The organism is Pseudomonas sp. LS2P72, assembly GCF_054897865.1.
The window spans coordinates 1383604-1400366 of sequence record NZ_CM142708.1; the positions used below are offsets into that span (position 1 = coordinate 1383604).

18 protein-coding genes and 2 pseudogenes are annotated in these 16763 nt (G+C 59.7%); 9 read left to right on the top strand and 11 right to left on the bottom strand.

Annotated elements, in window-relative coordinates; genetic code table 11:
• Window positions 1-140: 140 nt before the first annotated feature.
• Window positions 141-230, bottom strand: a pseudogene (locus tag ACYZUA_RS06340) (aldo/keto reductase); the annotation flags it as partial.
• Here ACYZUA_RS06340 and ACYZUA_RS06345 point away from each other — a divergent pair.
• Window positions 225-368 (top strand): annotated as a pseudogene (locus ACYZUA_RS06345) (sugar phosphate isomerase/epimerase); the annotation flags it as partial. The pseudogenes ACYZUA_RS06340 and ACYZUA_RS06345 overlap by 6 nt on opposite strands.
• Window positions 369-399: 31 nt before the next feature.
• Window positions 400-1278, top strand: coding sequence for a DMT family transporter (locus ACYZUA_RS06350; RefSeq protein ID WP_461962437.1), 879 nt, complete (start codon window positions 400-402; stop codon window positions 1276-1278).
• Window positions 1279-1323: 45 nt separating this feature from the next.
• Here the strand turns inward: ACYZUA_RS06350 and ACYZUA_RS06355 are convergent, their stop codons facing one another.
• Window positions 1324-2625 carry an MFS transporter gene (locus ACYZUA_RS06355; RefSeq protein ID WP_461962438.1) on the bottom strand — a complete coding sequence of 434 codons (1302 nt, stop codon included), beginning with the start codon at window positions 2623-2625 and terminating at the stop codon, window positions 1324-1326.
• A 388-nt stretch (window positions 2626-3013) separates the two neighbouring features.
• Between ACYZUA_RS06355 and quiC the strand changes: the two genes are divergently transcribed.
• The gene (quiC, locus tag ACYZUA_RS06360; RefSeq protein ID WP_461962439.1) at window positions 3014-4915 is read left to right on the top strand and encodes a 3-dehydroshikimate dehydratase QuiC; all 1902 of its coding nucleotides are present in this window, start codon (window positions 3014-3016) and stop codon (window positions 4913-4915) included.
• 102 nt (window positions 4916-5017) lie between these two features.
• Window positions 5018-5695: a TetR/AcrR family transcriptional regulator gene (locus tag ACYZUA_RS06365; protein ID WP_461962440.1), complete on the top strand. Its 678-nt coding sequence runs from the start codon at window positions 5018-5020 to the stop codon at window positions 5693-5695.
• Between the two features lie 16 nt (window positions 5696-5711).
• Here the strand turns inward: ACYZUA_RS06365 and ACYZUA_RS06370 are convergent, their stop codons facing one another.
• The 3 genes from ACYZUA_RS06370 to ACYZUA_RS06380 form a co-directional block, all read right to left on the bottom strand.
• Window positions 5712-6566 (bottom strand): shikimate dehydrogenase, encoded by an 855-nt coding sequence (locus ACYZUA_RS06370; RefSeq protein WP_461962441.1) that lies wholly within the window; start codon window positions 6564-6566, stop codon window positions 5712-5714.
• A gap of 5 nt (window positions 6567-6571) precedes the next feature.
• Window positions 6572-7012, bottom strand: a complete 441-nt coding sequence (gene aroQ / locus ACYZUA_RS06375) for a type II 3-dehydroquinate dehydratase (RefSeq protein ID WP_129441025.1) — start codon at window positions 7010-7012, stop codon at window positions 6572-6574.
• A gap of 141 nt (window positions 7013-7153) precedes the next feature.
• Entirely contained in the window at window positions 7154-8065 is a 912-nt protein-coding gene (locus ACYZUA_RS06380) for a LysR family transcriptional regulator (RefSeq protein WP_461962442.1), read from the bottom strand.
• Window positions 8066-8197: 132 nt separating this feature from the next.
• On the opposite strand from ACYZUA_RS06380, the gene ACYZUA_RS06385 reads away from it, so the two are divergent.
• The 3 genes from ACYZUA_RS06385 (at window position 8198) to ACYZUA_RS06395 (ending at window position 9486) form a co-directional block, all read left to right on the top strand.
• Complete coding sequence (locus ACYZUA_RS06385; RefSeq protein ID WP_123367741.1) at window positions 8198-8404, top strand: tautomerase family protein; 207 nt, start codon at window positions 8198-8200, stop codon at window positions 8402-8404.
• Between the two features lie 210 nt (window positions 8405-8614).
• The gene (locus ACYZUA_RS06390) at window positions 8615-9043 is read left to right on the top strand and encodes a DUF4160 domain-containing protein (protein WP_461962443.1); all 429 of its coding nucleotides are present in this window, start codon (window positions 8615-8617) and stop codon (window positions 9041-9043) included.
• Window positions 9040-9486, top strand: a complete 447-nt coding sequence (locus ACYZUA_RS06395) for a DUF2442 domain-containing protein (protein ID WP_461962444.1) — start codon at window positions 9040-9042, stop codon at window positions 9484-9486. Before ACYZUA_RS06390 ends, ACYZUA_RS06395 begins: the two co-directional genes overlap by 4 nt.
• Window positions 9487-9540: 54 nt before the next feature.
• On the opposite strand, the gene trmA is transcribed toward ACYZUA_RS06395, so the two are convergent.
• Both trmA and ACYZUA_RS06405 read right to left on the bottom strand, forming a co-directional pair.
• Window positions 9541-10620: a tRNA (uridine(54)-C5)-methyltransferase TrmA gene (gene trmA / locus ACYZUA_RS06400; protein ID WP_461962445.1), complete on the bottom strand. Its 1080-nt coding sequence runs from the start codon at window positions 10618-10620 to the stop codon at window positions 9541-9543.
• Window positions 10617-11912 (bottom strand): NCS2 family permease, encoded by a 1296-nt coding sequence (locus ACYZUA_RS06405; protein WP_461962446.1) that lies wholly within the window; start codon window positions 11910-11912, stop codon window positions 10617-10619. Before ACYZUA_RS06405 ends, trmA begins: the two co-directional genes overlap by 4 nt.
• 214 nt (window positions 11913-12126) lie before the next feature.
• On the opposite strand from ACYZUA_RS06405, the gene ACYZUA_RS06410 reads away from it, so the two are divergent.
• Together ACYZUA_RS06410 and ACYZUA_RS06415 are read left to right on the top strand one after the other, a co-directional pair.
• Window positions 12127-12582 (top strand): DUF4879 domain-containing protein, encoded by a 456-nt coding sequence (locus ACYZUA_RS06410; RefSeq protein WP_461962447.1) that lies wholly within the window; start codon window positions 12127-12129, stop codon window positions 12580-12582.
• Between the two features lie 66 nt (window positions 12583-12648).
• Entirely contained in the window at window positions 12649-13200 is a 552-nt protein-coding gene (locus ACYZUA_RS06415; protein WP_461962448.1) for a DJ-1 family glyoxalase III, read from the top strand.
• 6 nt (window positions 13201-13206) lie between these two features.
• Here ACYZUA_RS06415 and ACYZUA_RS06420 read toward each other — a convergent pair whose 3' ends face one another.
• The 4 genes from ACYZUA_RS06420 to ACYZUA_RS06435 form a co-directional block, all read right to left on the bottom strand.
• Entirely contained in the window at window positions 13207-13494 is a 288-nt protein-coding gene (locus ACYZUA_RS06420; protein WP_283181760.1) for a HigA family addiction module antitoxin, read from the bottom strand.
• Between the two features lie 13 nt (window positions 13495-13507).
• Window positions 13508-13786, bottom strand: a complete 279-nt coding sequence (locus tag ACYZUA_RS06425; protein ID WP_461962449.1) for a type II toxin-antitoxin system RelE/ParE family toxin — start codon at window positions 13784-13786, stop codon at window positions 13508-13510.
• Between the two features lie 84 nt (window positions 13787-13870).
• Complete coding sequence (locus ACYZUA_RS06430; RefSeq protein ID WP_461962450.1) at window positions 13871-15109, bottom strand: MFS transporter; 1239 nt, start codon at window positions 15107-15109, stop codon at window positions 13871-13873.
• Between the two features lie 512 nt (window positions 15110-15621).
• Window positions 15622-16725: an IS110 family RNA-guided transposase gene (locus ACYZUA_RS06435; RefSeq protein ID WP_461959558.1), complete on the bottom strand. Its 1104-nt coding sequence runs from the start codon at window positions 16723-16725 to the stop codon at window positions 15622-15624.
• Window positions 16726-16763 lie beyond the last annotated feature (38 nt).

Consider the following 16763-nt stretch of genomic DNA (forward strand, 5'->3'; position numbering starts at 1 on the left):
TTGTTACGCACAGCAGCCTTCCCGGCAACCTGTGGTGGCCGGCCGGGAGTCTTCCTGACTCGTATTGAACACGGACAACCCATCTAATTCCTTCAGGCGACGGGTTTTTATCGAACAGGCGACGGCCTGCTTCGAGGGAATCACCGGTCGAACGCATCCCACACTGGCGCAAAGTCTGGATTGACCTGGCGCTCGCGCTTGGGCAAACCGGCGATCAGCGTTCTCACTTCGACCGTTCGGGTTTACGGCTGGAAGCTCTGGCCAGAGTTGCCCCGTCACGGTTACGGTATGTCCAGCTGTGCGACGTTGCCGGGCCTCGACCGATGGACATGGCCGCGATTCTGCGCCAGGCCCGTAACGAGCGACGTAGTAGTTGATGCAAAACACAAGGGATATCAAATGACCGTCAGCACTCCGCTCTCCGGCGTAAACCAACCCTTCAAAGGGATTCTGCTGATCGTCGTTGCGACCTTTCTGTTTTCCAGTCACGACGCCTTGTCGAAATACCTCTCTGGCTTCTACCCGATCGTCATGGTGGTCTGGGCTCGGTATGTGGTTCATACCTTACTGATGGCCGGGATTTTTCTGCCGCAATCCGGGCTGGGTGTCCTACGAACCAAACGGCCGTTACTTCAGCTGCTGCGGGCGTTGTGTCTGTTGGGCACCAGTCTGTTTTTCACCACTGGCTTGCAGTACATCCCCTTGGCCGAAGCCACGGCGGTCAACTTTCTCGCGCCGGTTCTGGTGACTGCGCTGTCGGTGCCACTGCTGCGCGAGCACGTCACGCGTGGCCAGTGGATTGCGGTGATTTGCGGATTCATCGGGGTGTTGACCATCGTCCATCCCGGGGGGGAGCTCTTTACCCCAGCAGTGTTGCTGCCGCTCTGCTCGGCGCTGTTTTTCTGCTTCTATCAGTTGCTCACCCGCAAGCTCAGCAACATCGACAGCCCGACCACCAGCAACTTCTTCGCCGGCCTGTGCAACACGTTGGTGATGAGTGCGCTGGTGCCTTTCTTCTGGCAAGTCCCCAGCCTGGGCCATGGATTCATGATGGTGGCGCTGGGTGCCTGCGGGATGACGGCTCACCTGTTTCTGACGCAAGCCTTCCGCCACGCCGCCCCCGCGTTGTTGGCGCCGTTCGGTTATTGCCAGATTGTCTTTGCCGGTTTGCTGGGCTGGTTGCTGTTTTCTCACACGCCGACCCTGACCACGGTGGTCGGGATCGCGGTGATTTGTTGCAGCGGGTTGGCAGCCGCCTGGCAGCAGAGTCGTCGGTGAGAGCAGCAGGGCAGGCCTGGAATCAGGCCTGCCGGGGGAGGGGGGTTACGGGGTGACGGTCGGAATCTTGCGCGGTGCCATGAAGTACATCCAGATCAACGCGATGAAGTACATCGCCGGAATCATGGTGAACAGCACGGTGTAGTTGTTATTGGTGATCGTCAGAATGTGGCCGACCAACTGGGTCATGAACATCCCGCCGATGGCCGCGCACATGCCACCGAAGCCAAACACCGTACTCATCATGTGTTTAGGCGTGTAGTCCATCACCAGGCTCCAGATGTTCGCGGTCCAGGCCTGGTGCGCACCGATGGCCAGGGAGATGGCGAACACGGCGACCCACAGGTTGCTTGATCCGGCAGCCATGATCACGCCGATGATGCAGCAGGCGAACAGGAACATGGACATCAGCCGCGCCTTGATCGGGTTGACCCCGCGGCCGATCAGGAACGAGGACAGGATCCCGCCGCCGACGCTGCCGAAATCGGCTGTGAGGTAGATGATGATCAGCGGGATACCCATCTGGGTCACGTTGATTCCAAGGTTGTATTGCTGATTGAGGAACGGCGGCAGCCAGTAGAGGTAGAACCAGAACACCGGCGCGGTGATCGAGTAAGCCAGGGCGAAGGCCCAGGTGCCACGCATGCGCAGGATTTTAAAGAACGGTACGCGGGATTGTTCCGGCTCTACTTCCTGCTGGATGTAATCCAGTTCCGATTGTTTAACGCTCGGGTGATCTTCCGGGTTGAAGTACTTCAAACCCCAGAACAGCAACCAGATCCCGCCCAGTGACGCCATGCACAGGAACGCGGCCTGCCAGCCCCAGACATGCAGGATCAGCGGCAACAACATAGGGGTGAACATCGCACCGACGTTGGTCCCGGCGTTGAAGATCCCGGTGGCCACGGCGCGTTCGCCGGCCGGGAACCACAACCGGGTGGTCTTCACGCATGCCGGGTAGTTGGCGGCTTCCGTCAGCCCCAGAATGAATCGGCAGACCATGAAGCCGACGGCCGAAGTGGCCAGGCCATGGGCGCCGGTCGCCAGGCTCCAGAGCAGCACGGCGAAGAAGAACACGCGCTTGACGCCGACCCGGTCGATCAACCGGCCTTGCAGCACGAAACCGATGGCGTAGCCGACCTGGAACCAGAAGTTGATGTTGGCGTAGTCCATCGCCGTCCAGCTCATTTCCTTGGCGAGGATAGGCTGCATCACGCCCAGTGCGGCGCGGTCGATGTAGTTCAGGGTGGTGGCGAAGAACACCAGCGCCAGCATGCCCCAACGGGTTTTGCCGACCGCCATCGCGCCGCGGATCTTGTCGCCGATGCCGCCAGTGGCAGGAGTCATGGAGGAGCGCTCCACGGGAGAGCTTTGAGAAGGAGTCATGTAGGCCACCGATTATTTTTATGTGGTGTTCTGGGTCTTTGGTAACCGAGGCCCGTGGTTGATGACGGGACCCAATGTGGTGTCGATGTTGCGCAGTGGACGAAAAATCGTCAATTCGCCAAGGGCCATTGTGTTCGATAATCGCACGCAAAACTAACCGGATAGTACACTTTGGATTGCTGTGCGGGATCTTGCAGCCAATAATTCACTTCAACAAAAACGCGGTCCCTGTAGGAGCACGGCTTGCCGGCGATGGCGCCCTCGAGATCGCCATCGCCGGCAAGCCGTGCTCCTACACGAAGCGTGCGATGTCGATAACAAGATTGTCTCCACCACCGGGAGTCGAAATATGCAGCGTTCCATTGCCACCGTTTCCTTGAGCGGTACCCTGCCGGAAAAACTTGAAGCCATCGCCGCCGCCGGTTTCGACGGGGTGGAGATTTTCGAGAATGACCTTCTCTACTACGACGGCAGTCCGCGGGAAATCAAACAGATGTGCGCCGATCTCGGGATCGCGATCACGCTGTTTCAACCCTTCCGTGATTTTGAGGGCTGCCGCCGCGACCGCCTGCCGCGCAACCTGGAGCGGGCCGAGCGCAAGTTCGACCTGATGCAGGAACTGGGCACGAACCTGGTGCTGGTGTGCAGCAACGCCTCGGCCGACGCCATCGGTGACGAACAGATTCTGATCGACGACTTGCGCCTGCTGGCCGAACACGCCGGTACCCGTGGTTTGCGGATCGGCTATGAAGCGCTGGCCTGGGGCCGCCACGTGAACACTTATCAACAGGTATGGAACATCGTCCGTCAGGCCGATCACCCCAACCTCGGCGTGTTGCTGGACAGCTTCCACACGCTGTCCCTCAAGGGTGATCCGAGCGCGATTGCCGAGATTCCCGGCGACAAGATTTTCTTCGTGCAAATGGCCGACGCGCCGATCCTGGCCATGGACGTGCTGGAGTGGAGCCGGCATTTCCGCTGTTTCCCGGGCCAGGGCGAATTCGATCTGCCGGGTTTCCTCGCGCCGATCATCAAGAGCGGTTACACCGGGCCGTTGTCGCTGGAGATCTTCAACGACGGCTTCCGCGCCGCGCCGCCACGGGCCAATGCCGCCGACGGTTTGCGCTCGTTGCTGTACCTGGAAGAGAAAACCCGCGAGCGTCTGGCGCAAGAAGCCACGCCACCGGCCACTGTCGACATTCTGTTCGAGACGCCCCCGGCCAGCGAGTACAACGGCATTGAATTTCTCGAGTTCGCCGTGGACGAGAGCCTTGGCGCCAAGCTGTCGCATTGGCTGGAGCGGCTGGGTTTCGTCAAAGCAGGACAACATCGTTCCAAGAGCGTCAGCCTGCTGCGGCAGGGTGATATCAACCTGATCCTCAACTCCGAGCCTTACTCGTTCGCCCACAGTTTTTTCGAAGCTCACGGCCCCTCGCTGTGCGCCACCGCCGTGCGGGTCAAGGACAGCGCCAGTGCGCTGGCCCGGGCCGTGGCCTATAAAGGTCAGCCGTATCGCGGGCTGGTCGGCCCCAATGAGCTGGAGCTCGCTGCCGTGCGCGCGCCGGATGGCAGTCTGATTTATCTGGTGGACCAGGACGCCGACGTCTACGGCACCGACTTCAATCTGCAACCCGCCGCCGCGGCCAGCGGCGGCCTCAAGCGCATCGACCACATGGCCATGGCGCTGCCGGCCGACAGCCTCGACAGTTGGGTGCTGTTCTATAAAAGCCTGCTGGATTTCGAAGCCGACGATGAAGTGGTGCTGCCTGACCCGTACGGTCTGGTAAAGAGTCGGGCGCTGCGCAGCCGGGACAGTTCGATCCGCTTGCCGCTGAACATTTCCGAGAACCGCAACACCGCGATCTCACATGCATTGTCGAGTTATCGCGGTTCCGGCGTGCATCACATCGCCTTTGATTGCGACGACATCTTTGCCGAAGTCAGCCGGGCCAAAGAGGCGGGCGTACCGCTGCTGGATATCCCGCTCAATTACTACGATGACCTCGCCGCGCGGTTCGATTTCGACGACGAGTTCCTCAGTGAACTGGCCTATTACAACGTGCTCTACGACCGTGATGCCCAGGGTGGCGAGCTGTTTCACGTGTACACCGAGCCGTTTGAAGGGCGGTTCTTCTTTGAAATTATCCAGCGCAAGAACGGTTACGCAGGTTACGGCGCCGCCAACGTCGCGGTGCGACTGGCGGCCATGGCCAAGTCTCGAAGCGGCGCCGTACGTCAGGCAAAGTTGTAGGAAAATCGTAAACACGGGTACAAACCGCCGCCGCGCGGCTTCCTTCACTGTGCGGCGCGGCCCATAATCGCCAACCTGTGCAGTGATGGCCGTGAGCCCGCAATGACGATAACTTCAGATCTCTCCGCAGCGCCCGACGAGCCGATTGTCGAGCCGCGCAAGAGTCGCAAGAACAACCCGGAAAAGACCCGCGAGAATATCCTTCAAGAGGCGATAGTCGAGTTCGTCCAGCAGGGGCTTTCGGGCGCTCGCGTCGATGCGATTGCCGAGCGCATCCACACCTCAAAACGCATGATCTATTACTACTTCGGCAGTAAGGAACAGCTCTATGTCGAGGTGCTGGAGAAACTCTACGGCGATATCCGCAGCACCGAAAACCGTCTGCATCTGACTGAGCTGGCACCGGTGGAAGCGATTCGGCGGCTGGTGGAATTCACTTTCGACCACCATGATCACAATGTCGACTTTGTGCGGATTGTCAGCATCGAGAACATTCACAACGCTGAATACGTGAAGCGCTCCGGTGCGATCAAGGCGATGAACAACACCATCCTCGATTCACTGGGCGAGATTTTGCGTCGCGGTGCTGAGGAGGGCGTGTTCCGCGCGGGGCTCGAGCCATTGGATGTGCATCTGTTAATTAGTTCGTTCTGCTTCTATCGCGTGTCGAACCGCCATACCCTCGGTGAGATCTTTCAGGTCGACTTGCCGAGCGATAGCATCAAGCAGCGTCATCGCGAGATGATTTGCGAGTCGGTTTTGCGATATCTGCAGGCCTGATTCAATCTTTTGATGTTTAACCATTCATGCTCTGAAAATGCTCGAGCATCCGCTGCGCATCAGGCACCACGCCGCTGAACAATTCAAACGCCTTCACCGCCTGAAACACAGCCATGTTGCCGCCATCCAGCGTTCGGCAACCCAACGCGCGGGCATTGCGCAGCAGTTCGGTTTCCAGCGGGAAGTAAACGATCTCCGCCACCCACAATTCACCTCTCAGCAGCTCCACCGGCACTGGCATGCCCGGCAGTTTTTTCATGCCCATCGGAGTGGTGTTTACCAGACCGTCAGCCTGGGCCAGGGTGCTCGGCAAGTCATGGCCCGCCACAGCCCGGCCGACGCCGAAATGTTGATTGAGATTGTCCGCCAGGCTCTGGGCGCGGCTGATTTCCACATCGAAAATGCTCAGTTGGTGTACGCCTTCACTCAATAGGGCATGGGCCACTGCCGCGCCAGCGCCACCAGCGCCCATTTGTACGACGCGCTCAAGGGCAACGCCCTTCAAGCCACGACGAAAGCCCTCAGCGAAACCCAGGCAATCGGTGTTGTGGCCGATGCGTTTGCCGTCCTTCAGCACGACCGTGTTCACCGCCCCAATGCCTCGGGATTCTGGTGACAACTCGTCGAGCAGCGGGATGATCGTCTGCTTGCACGGAAAGGTGATATTCAGTCCGGTGAAGTTCATCCGCTCGGCGGCCATCAACAGGTCGGGCAGGGCGTCGCTGTCGAGTTTCAACGGGTCCAGATCGATCAGACGATAGAGGTAGCGCAAACCCTGTGCATCGCCTTCATGCTCGTGCAAGGCCGGGGTGCGAGAAGCCTGGATGCCGGCACCGATCAGCCCTGCCAGTACAGCTTTGGTCTGAGTCACGGTGTTCACCCCTTCAAACGTTGGCTGAAATGCTCCAGTGCCAGGCGATAGCCGTGGCTGCCGAATCCGGCCATCACCGCCGTGGCAATGGCCGACACAAAAGAGTGGTGGCGGAAGGGCTCGCGGGCATGAACGTTGGACAGGTGGACTTCGATCACCGGCAATTCGCTGGCGACCAACGCATCGCGGATCGCGACCGAGGTGTGGGTCCAGGCGGCCGGGTTGATGACGATCCCGGCGCAACGGCCGCGCGCGGCGTGAATCCAGTCGAGCAGTTCGCCTTCATGGTTGGTCTGGCGAAACTCAACCGCCAGGCCGAACTCTTCGGCGGCACGACCGCACATCGCTGAGATGTCGGCCAGGGTTTCGTGGCCGTAAGTCGCCGGTTCACGGGTGCCGAGCAGGTTCAGATTCGGGCCGTTGAGCACCAGAACGATAGGGGGCATCGGAGTTTCTCCACTTTTTGTTTTTGGCATTGGCCGAGGGTTTCAGCCGGTGGAGATAAATTGTACTAGCTGGTTAATTTGGTCAATTGAAGAGGCGGTTCTCAGGGTTAATGTGTGCGGTGATCGGACAGTTTCGGCTTTTCAGCGAGGCAGATGCTCCACCAGAAAATCGATGAATGCCCTTAATCGCAGCGGCATATGGCGAGTTTGCGGGTAGAGCAGGGTGAACGGTCGCGAGCGTCCGCCATAAGGCTTGAGCACTTCCACCAGCGAGCCATCGGCCAGTTCGTTTTCGACGATGAAGCGATAGGTCTGAAACAGTCCCGCCCCGTGTTTGGCCAGGGTCACGCCGCCCAGCACGTCGTCGGAACAACTGAGATTGCCCTCGGCCAGAATCTCCCGATGCTCGCCATTGTCGTTGAACAGCCAGGCAATCCGCCGACCGCTGCTGGGCAATTCGTACTGGATGCACTCGTGCTGTTTGAGATCATCGAGCGTCTGTGGAATGCCCGCATGCTTGAGGTAGTCAGGACTGGCAATCATCACCAGCGCGGCGTCTTCCAAGTGTCGGGCGATCAGGCCGGAATCCGGAATCGCCCGCACGCGGATCGCCATGTCATAGCCTTCGCCGACGAAATCGATGTTGCGATTGCTGATGTGCGACTCGACCTTCACCGCCGGAAAGCGAGCCCGAAATGCCGGCAACAACGGCAGAATCCGGTGATGGGCATAGGTGGTGGGAATGCTGATGCGCAAGGTGCCGGACGGCTGTTGCTGCTGGCCCATAACCTCTCGCTGGGCCTCGACCAGTTGCGCCAGCGCCTGGCGACATTCCTCGTAATACCGCCGACCACTGTCGGTCAGTTTGACGCTGCGGGTGGTGCGGGCGAACAACCGCACGCCCAGGCGTTCCTCCATGCGCGACACCGAGCGACTCACGGCTGCCGGCGTCACGCCAGCCACCAGCGCGGCGGCGGTAAAGCTGCCAGCTTCGGCTGCCAGACAAAACAGTTCGATGCTGCCCAGTTGAAGATCGTCGAATTGTCGCTGCATGATTGATGACACCGGGGATCAAATGAAGTGTGTGAGTCGTATTTATCAGATGCATGCACACAGATACAGTGAGTTCGTGATGAGCAGCGGCAAGCACTAAACCTTTCTTAACCAGCAAGCAGGAGAACCAGCATGCCTTTCGTCAGCGTACGTATTACTCGCGATGGTGTAACCCGGGAGCAGAAGGCCCAGGTCATCGCCGAAATCACCGACACCTTGAAGCGCGTCCTCGGTAAGCCTCCGGAGCTGACCCACATTGTGATCGAGGAAGTCGACACGGATAACTGGGGGTATGCGGGCATCACCACCACCGAGTATCGAAAAAACCAGTCGGGTTGATTTCCTGACAAGCCAGGACAGCCGTCCTCGGGACGGCTTTTTTTTAGACGCGAGGAAAGGATTGCTTACCATTTTGCGGTGTTATCCGCCGGCCCGAGCTGAACCTTGGCGCTAGTCTCAAAAGTCGCAGTGATAATTCACAGCGCCAGTTATCGGATTTTCCAGGGAATGTCGGGTCTTCGGGCTCATTAACCTAACGGATGGGTTAGCATGAGATTATTCAGCTACAAAGGGTTTTCAATGGTGATCATGTTGCGCGATGAGCACTGCCCGCCGCATGCACATGTGGATGCCGGAACCTGGAGTGCGCGCTTCAAATTCAGCTTCTGGCACAACAGTGTCGAGCTGTGGGACGTGGTTCCTCATTCTCGCAGGCCACCTGTGGCGGAGCTGGAAGGGTTGCGTCACGCGCTCGGACAACCCGCTCATTTGCGCCGCGCTCGGTGTATCTGGTGGGACAAGCTGCACACGGTCTGCCTCGATCATCAGATATGGGACTGGCAAACCAGCGAAGTCGTGGTGGTAAAAAGGGTCGCCAGTACGAGCTGCATGATTGGCTCGGCTTGCTATGAGCCCGAGACGAACAAGACCCTACTGGCGCTGATGGGCGTTCCGGAGGGCGTGGAGATCGAACTATGAAAACGATAACAGCAAAAATGTTGGTGGATCGGCCCGTAACCGAAGCCGCGCTGGATGAAGCCATCCAACGTGGCCAAGTGCGCCACAAAGGTGGTTTGCGGGCGACTTCGGTGACCTTTGTGGAACCGTGCCTGGCGGTCAATTTCATTGATGGCAGTGGCGTGCTGTTGCCCGTGCAGCACTATCCGGAGTTCGATGATTTCGACGTCGAGGATTTCGCAGACCTGAAAGTCGGCTTTTCCGGGACAGCCCTTTGCCACGAGGGCAAGGATCTGCAGGTCTCCATCGCCGGGATGGTTTCGGCCAGCAAGCCGCTGATGGATATGGCCGCGTCGGTCATCGCCTCGCGTAATGGTCGCCAAAGCAGCGCCGCCAAAGCAGAGGCTGCGCGGGCGAATGGCCGTAAGGGCGGGCGTCCGCGCAAGACAGATATCACCGTTTAAGCACGCACAAAAAAGCCGTCGTGATGACGGCTGATTTGTATCTGGCGTCGGCAATTACCGGCGGGTCAACAACACCCCGGATTCCATGTGGTGGGTCCACGGGAACTGGTCGAACATTGCGCATCGGGTGATGCGGTGGGTGTCGTGCAACTGGGCGATGTTGGCCGCCAGGGTTTCCGGGTTGCAGGAGATATAGAGGATGTTGTCGAAGCGACGGGTCAGCTCGCAGGTATCCGGATCCATGCCAGCACGAGGCGGATCGACGAAGACGCTACCGAACTCGTAGCTCTTCAGATCGATACCGTGCAGACGACGGAAAGGACGAACTTCGTTCAGGGCTTCGGTCAGCTCCTCGGCGGACAAGCGCACCAGGGTGACGTTATCCACCGCATTTTCGCTGAGGTTGCTCAGCGCGGCGTTGACCGACGCCTTGCTGATTTCGGTGGCCAGCACTTTGCGCACGCGCGTCGCGAGCGGCAAGGTGAAGTTGCCGTTGCCGCAATACAGCTCCAGCAAATCGTCGGAGCGATCGCCGAGTGAGTCGTAAGCCCAGTTGAGCATCTTCTGGTTCACGGTGCCGTTGGGCTGGGTGAACGCGCCTTCCGGCTGGCGATAGCTGAAGGTGCGACCGCCGACGTCCATCTGCTCGACCACGTAATCGAGGCCGATCACTTCGCGTTTGCCCTTGGAGCGGCCGATGACGCTGACGTTCAGGTCAGCTGCCAGTTTCGACGCCGCCACGTGCCAGTGCTCGTCCAGCGGGCGGTGATAGCACAGCGTGATCATCGCATCGCCGGCCAGGGTGGTCAGGAACTCCACCTGGAACAGCTTGTGGCTCAGGGCCGCACTGGCTTGCCATGCCGCTTTCAGCTGCGGCATCAACTCGTTGATGCGCAGGCTGGCAATCGGGAATTCTTCGATCAGGATCGGCGTGCGTTTGTCTTCCTGGGAAAACATCGCGTAGTGACGCTCACCGGCTTCGCGCCAAAGGCGGAACTCGGCGCGCAGGCGGAAGTTTTTCAGCGGCGAGTCGAATACCGCAGGTTCTGGCGCACCGAACGGGGCCAACAGGTCACGCAGGCGCGTGACCTTCTCTTCGAGCTGAACGGCGTAAGCCTGGGAATCAAAAGTCATGCGTTGAACCAACCCAACTTGATCACAAACAGAATCGACAGAATCACCAGTGCCGAGTTCAGCTCACGGCCGCGGCCGGACAGCAACTTGATTGCGGTCCAGGAGATGAAACCGAAGGCGATGCCGTTGGCGATGGAATAAGTGAACGGCATGGCCAGAGCAGTGACCACGACCGGTGCGGCGACGGTGATGTCGTCCCAGTCTATTTCGGCCAGGCCGGATGTCATTAATACCGCGACGAACAGCAGTGCAGGTGCGGTAGCGAAGGCTGGAACACTGGCCGCCAATGGCGAGAAAAACAGCGCCAACAGGAACAGAATCGCTACGACAACGGCGGTCAGGCCGGTGCGGCCACCGGCACTCACGCCAGCTGCGGATTCGATGTAGCTGGTGGTGGTCGAGGTGCCCAGCAGCGAACCGGCCATGGCCGCGGTACTGTCGGCGATCAGGGCGCGGCCCATTTTCGGCATGTGGCCGTCCTTGCCCATCAGGCCGGCGCGCTTGGCGACGCCGATCAGGGTGCCGGAGTTGTCGAACAGGTCGACGAACAGGAAAGCGAAGATCACGCTGACCAGACCGATGTCCAGGGCGCCCATAATGTCCAGTTGCAGGAAGGTCGGGGCCAGGGACGGTGGCATCGACATTACGCCGGCGAAGGGGGTGAAGCCCATCACGATCGAAGCGATGGTCACGGCCAGAATGCCGATCAGTACCGCGCCGCGCACTTTAAGCGCTTCGAGCGCCACAATCAGGGCAAAGCCGAGGGTCGCGAGGATCGGGGCGGGTTGTTTCAAATCGCCGAGACCGACCATGGTTGCCGGGTTGCTCACCACGATGCCGGCGTTGTGCAGGGCAATCAGGGCCAGGAACAGGCCGATACCGGCGGCAATCGCCGAGCGCAGCGCCAGCGGAATGCTGTTGATGATCCATTCGCGGATGCGGAAGATCGACAACAGAAAAAACATCACCGCCGAGATGAACACCGCACCCAGTGCTACTTGCCAGGTGTGGCCCATGTGCAGGACCACGGTGTAGGTAAAGAAGGCATTCAAGCCCATGCCCGGCGCGAGAGCGATCGGGTAGTTGGCGATCAGGCCCATTACCGTGGAGCCGATGGCAGCTGCCAGACACGTGGCGACAAACACCGCGCCCTTGTCCATGCCGGTCTCGCCGAGGATGCTCGGGTTGACGAACAGAATGTAGGCCATGGCCAAAAAGGTCGTGAAGCCCGCCAGAATCTCGGTCCGCACGTTGGTGTTATGTGCCTTGAGTTGAAACAGCCTTTCCAGCATGTCTGCTCCCCGTGGCGCGCCAGGCGCCGTGAATGTATCGACCTCAACAGCAAAGCACAGACCGCTGCAGGCGCCTGGTAATTTCTGTAGGTCGGAAAAAGCCGCGCATCATACCAGCAGCGTGGGGCTATGGCTGCTTATGGCTGCGATCGTCGTCGATGTTTTGCGGTAAAGCCAAGTGCGCCATACTGCGCGCTGGTTTTGGGGGGTACTTATGTATTGCATGAATAAACGCCTGATTGCCGTATTCGCAATGGCGATCGCCTTGTTCCTGGGGGCACACACCGCTTCGGCTGCATCGGCGGCGCCGTTGAGTCAGGTGAAGGTACTCAAGGTCGAATCGCCGGGCTGTGGTTTTGAAGATATTGCCGAGGGGCAGGCGCAGACCCGCTGCAATCACAGCGGACCGAACATCAAGGTCTACGTGCTGGAAGTCGGTTACGGTCGTAGCGCGCATGTCGGGCTGGATGGTTTTGAGGTGAACGGCACTCGGACCCCGGTCTGTGCTTTTGATAATGGCAACCTGACTGAGTGCACAGTCGGGAAAAAAACCGTCGGCTATCTGTATGTCTTCGATCTGACGGGTAAACAGGAAGGCACGTTCACCTTCAGTAACACCTCGATCAACGCGCCCGGCAATACGCTGTCGACGCAGCTTTACATCAAGTAACGGCCGGTTCGAACAAGGCGCAGGAAAGCTGACTACGCTTTAAAGATCATCCTGTGGACTGCGCCCATGACCTTTAGAGCTCTGATTACCCTCGCCGAGGGCATCGATGACCTGCAAGCAATGACCCTGATCGATGTGCTGCGCCGTGCCAAGGTTGAAGTGGTGGTGGCCAGCATCGAAGGGCGGCGCATGCTCACCTGCGCGCGCGGCACCCGAGTGACGTCCGATGCGATGCTGGTAGACGTGCTGGCCCAGCCGTTCGATCTGATCGTCCTGCCCGGTGGTGACGTAGGGGCGCAACATCTGGCTGCGCATCAACCCCTGCAACAATTGATCAAGGACCAGGTGGCGGCCGGGCGCCTGTTCGCCGGCATCGCCGAGGCCCCGGCGCTGGCGCTGCAAGCCTTTGGCGTACTGCGTCAGCGACGCATGACTTGCCTGCCCTCGGCCAGCCATCAACTGTTGGGGTGCAACTTCGTCGATCAACCGGTGGTGGTCGATGGCAACTGCATCACCGCGCAGGGTTCCGGGGCGGCGTTGCAATTCGCCCTGACACTGGTGGAACAACTCTGCGGCAAAGCCACGCGAGCGGCGGTGGCGGGGGAGATGGTGGTCTAGAGAGTGTCAGGCGTGGACGGCAATGGGTTCGATGACCGGTTGCTCTCGCTGCTCTGCTTGCCAGAGATCGTAGTCAGTCTGAACACCTAGCCACATTCTGGCCTTGCCAATTCCGGCCCGCTCCAGGCGCACCGCCAAATCAGGACTGATCGGCGCGTGGCCATGCAGCACTCGCGATAGATGCGGGCGCGCAAATCGCAGGTGCCGGGCCAGCTCTGTGACGCTGATACCAAGTTCAGGCAATACATCCATCAAAAGGGTTTCGCCAGGGTGTGGCGGGTTGTGCATGGGCATGTCCTGCCTCCTGTCAGTGGTAGTCCAGATAGTCGACCAGTTCGATGTCTGAACCGATGAAACGAAAAATAACTCGCCAGTTCCCCGAAACGCTCAGTGACCAATATTTGCTCATCTCTCCCTTGAGTGGGTGTAATCGCCATCCCGGAAGGTCCAGATCGCCAGGTAGCGTTGCGCGGTCCATGAACTGAAGCATTCGAGACAGACGCTTCGCATGGTCTGCGCGGATCCCACGAGTCGAACCTGTTTCATAGAAGCCACGAAGGCCTTTGTGCTGAAAGGATTTGATCATGGGATAAGTGTAAGGCGATACATTACACCAGCTGCACTATCTATGTATTGCACCCGCTCGGCAAAAGTGTGATTGGCAACTGCTCTATACCTTCACTTCTTCCACCGGCACATGCATGCGGTCGCGGTTAGCCAGGGTCGGGAACAGTTTGATCCACGCTCCGGTCACCACCAACGTACCAATACCGCCCATGACCACCGCTGGCACGGTGCCGAACCAATGGGCGGTCAAGCCTGATTCAAACTCGCCCAACTGGTTCGAAGCGCCGATGAACAGACCGTTCACGGCACTGACCCGGCCGCGCATTTCATCCGGGGTTTCCAGTTGCACGAAGGAGGCGCGGATCACCATGCTGATCATGTCCGCCGCGCCCAACACCACCAACACCGCCAGGGAAAACCAGAACGAGGTCGACAGGCCGAACGCAATGGTCGCGACGCCGAAGACACCCACCGCGGTGAACATGACCCGTCCGACTTTGCGCTCTACGGCAAATCTCGCCAGGTACAGCGACATCAGCAGCGCACCGACTGCCGGCGCTGAACGGAGCAGGCCAAGGCCCCAAGGGCCGGTCAGCAGAATGTCCTTGGCGAACACCGGCAGCAACGCCGTCGCGCCACCGAGCAGTACCGCAAACAGATCCAGAGAAATCGCCCCGAGAATGTCCGGACGACTGCGAATGAAACGGATGCCCGCCAGCAGCGAATCCAGGGTTGCCTTGCCCTTGCTCAGCGGTGTCTGCCGTGCAGGCAGGTTGAGCATCAGCACGCAGGCGATGATGTAGAGGATCACCGTCGGGCCGTAGACCCAGACGCTGCCGAAGGCGTAAAGCAACCCACCGAGGGCCGGGGCAACGATAGTCGCCGATTGCTGTGCGGATTGGGCGGCGGCGACGGCGCGGGGAAACAGCGCGCTGGGCACGATGCTCGGCAACAGGGCCTGAGTGGTCGGCATCTCGAAGGAGCGGGCGGCACCGAGCAGGAACGCGAGGATGAAGATCATCTCCCGGGTGACATTGTCGGTCGCGCTGCCGATGGCCAGCGACAGGGCAATCAATGCTTGCAGGGACTGACAAATAGCCGCGACCTTGCGCCGGTCATAGCGGTCCGCGACATGCCCGGTGTGCAGCATGAACAGCACCCGCGGGGCGAACTCCACCAGACCGACCAAACCCAGATCGAGCACATTGCCGGTCAGTTGGTAGAGGTTCCAGCCAATGGCCACCGTGAGCATCTGGAAACCGCTGGCGGTAAACACCCGAGCCAGCCAAAACGCGATAAATGGGCGGTGATGACGTAACAGCAAGGGCGCTTGGCTGGGCATCTGAGGGCCGGTCTTGAGCGAGGGGTGGGGCGAGATTATCACCAAGCTGTAACCAAAAGTTGCAGGGCTGGGAAATTTCGTTAGCTAGACACCGATCGGGGCTCATAAGCCTTGTAGCAGCTGCCGAAGGCTGCGTTCGGCTGCGCAGCAGTCGTGAAATCAGGCGCGGTGGGTGTATCAGTTAATTCGAGCCAGCCGGGTTTGCGACTGCTGCGTCCGAACGCGGCCCGAACCGAACGCAGCCTTCGGCAGCTGCTATGTATGGACTCGCCCCCACTGTCTACCCGCTTTTAAAAAAACTGCCGCCCCGTTGCATCTATGTATTAGGCCTACTCGAGGAAGCCGTCGTCGGCTTCTGGCCAAAATTGGAAGAGCTCGTGGCATGCCGATTACAGTCAGGCCTCGAAGGCCACTAGCAGCTTAGGCATCTATCCACGCCGGTCTTACCAGGGGTCAATGTTTTTTCAGCAACAGGTTGGTCAGTAGGTACCTCGGTGGCAGAACTCGGTGGATCAGTGGCTCATCGTCGCTTGCTGGCCGTCGGCGGGCTGGCGACGATAAGTCTGGTCATTCTGTAACAGCACCCAGACGATGCGCAGGTTGCGATTGGCCAACCTGACCGCCGCGTCCTTGCGGCCCAATCGGCTCATCCAGCGCAACAAACGGCGGTCGTCGGGCTGTTGGGAATCAGGTCGCAACTGCTGCAATACCGCGTGGGCACCCTGGATCATCAGGCTGCGCAAATAGCTATCGCCTCGCTTGGTCATGTCCCCCAGTTGAATCGTCTTCCCGCTGCTGTGCTGATCAGGGACCATGCCGAAGTACGCGGCGAACATGCGAGCATCGGCAAAGCGCTCCGGCTTGGTTTCCTTGGCCACCAGCGCCGTAGCGGTGATGGGGCCGATACCGCGCACGGTCATCAACCGTTTGGCTGTATTGTCGGCGTTCGCGGCCACTTCCAGGCGTCCCGTCAGGACGTTGATGCGCTCGCCCAAATGGCGCCACTCGGCCAGCAGTTCGTCGATCAGCTCGCGCAACAGGGCAGGCACCGGCTGGGTGGCATCCTCCAATATCCGCGGGATTCTCTGGCTGATCGCGACGTCGCCCTGTGCCAGCGCAATCCCGTGCTCCAGCAGCAGGCCGCGCATCTGATTACTCACGGCGGTGCGGCGACGCACGTAACCTTGACGAGCGCGATGCAGTGCCTGCATGGCCAGCGCTGCGACACTTTTGACCGGCACTGCGCAGATCTTTTCGTCGCGACCGGCACGCAGGATTGCCAGCGCATCGTTACGATCATTTTTAGGGCCGCTGCGATGCTTGGCCACCAGACCGGCAGGAAGGATCCGCGCCAGGTTGCCTTGATCCTGCAGCTGCCGGGCCCAAGCTTGAGCGCCCGGGCCGGTCTCCATCAGGACCACGACATGAGGCGGCAGCTGGCGGAGAAACTCATAGAACGCCTCGCGCGACTTGATCCGCTGCTCATAATGCACCTTGCCGAGGGCGTCTTCGCCGGCGAGCTGGAAAACATGCTTGGCCAGGTCGACCGCCACGGTAGTGCAGGCCGATAAATCGGCAGAAGACAAGGATTGATCAATCGAAGTATGCTTTTTCATGGACTCGCCCTCGCTGTCGTTGGCTGTTTAGACTGCCA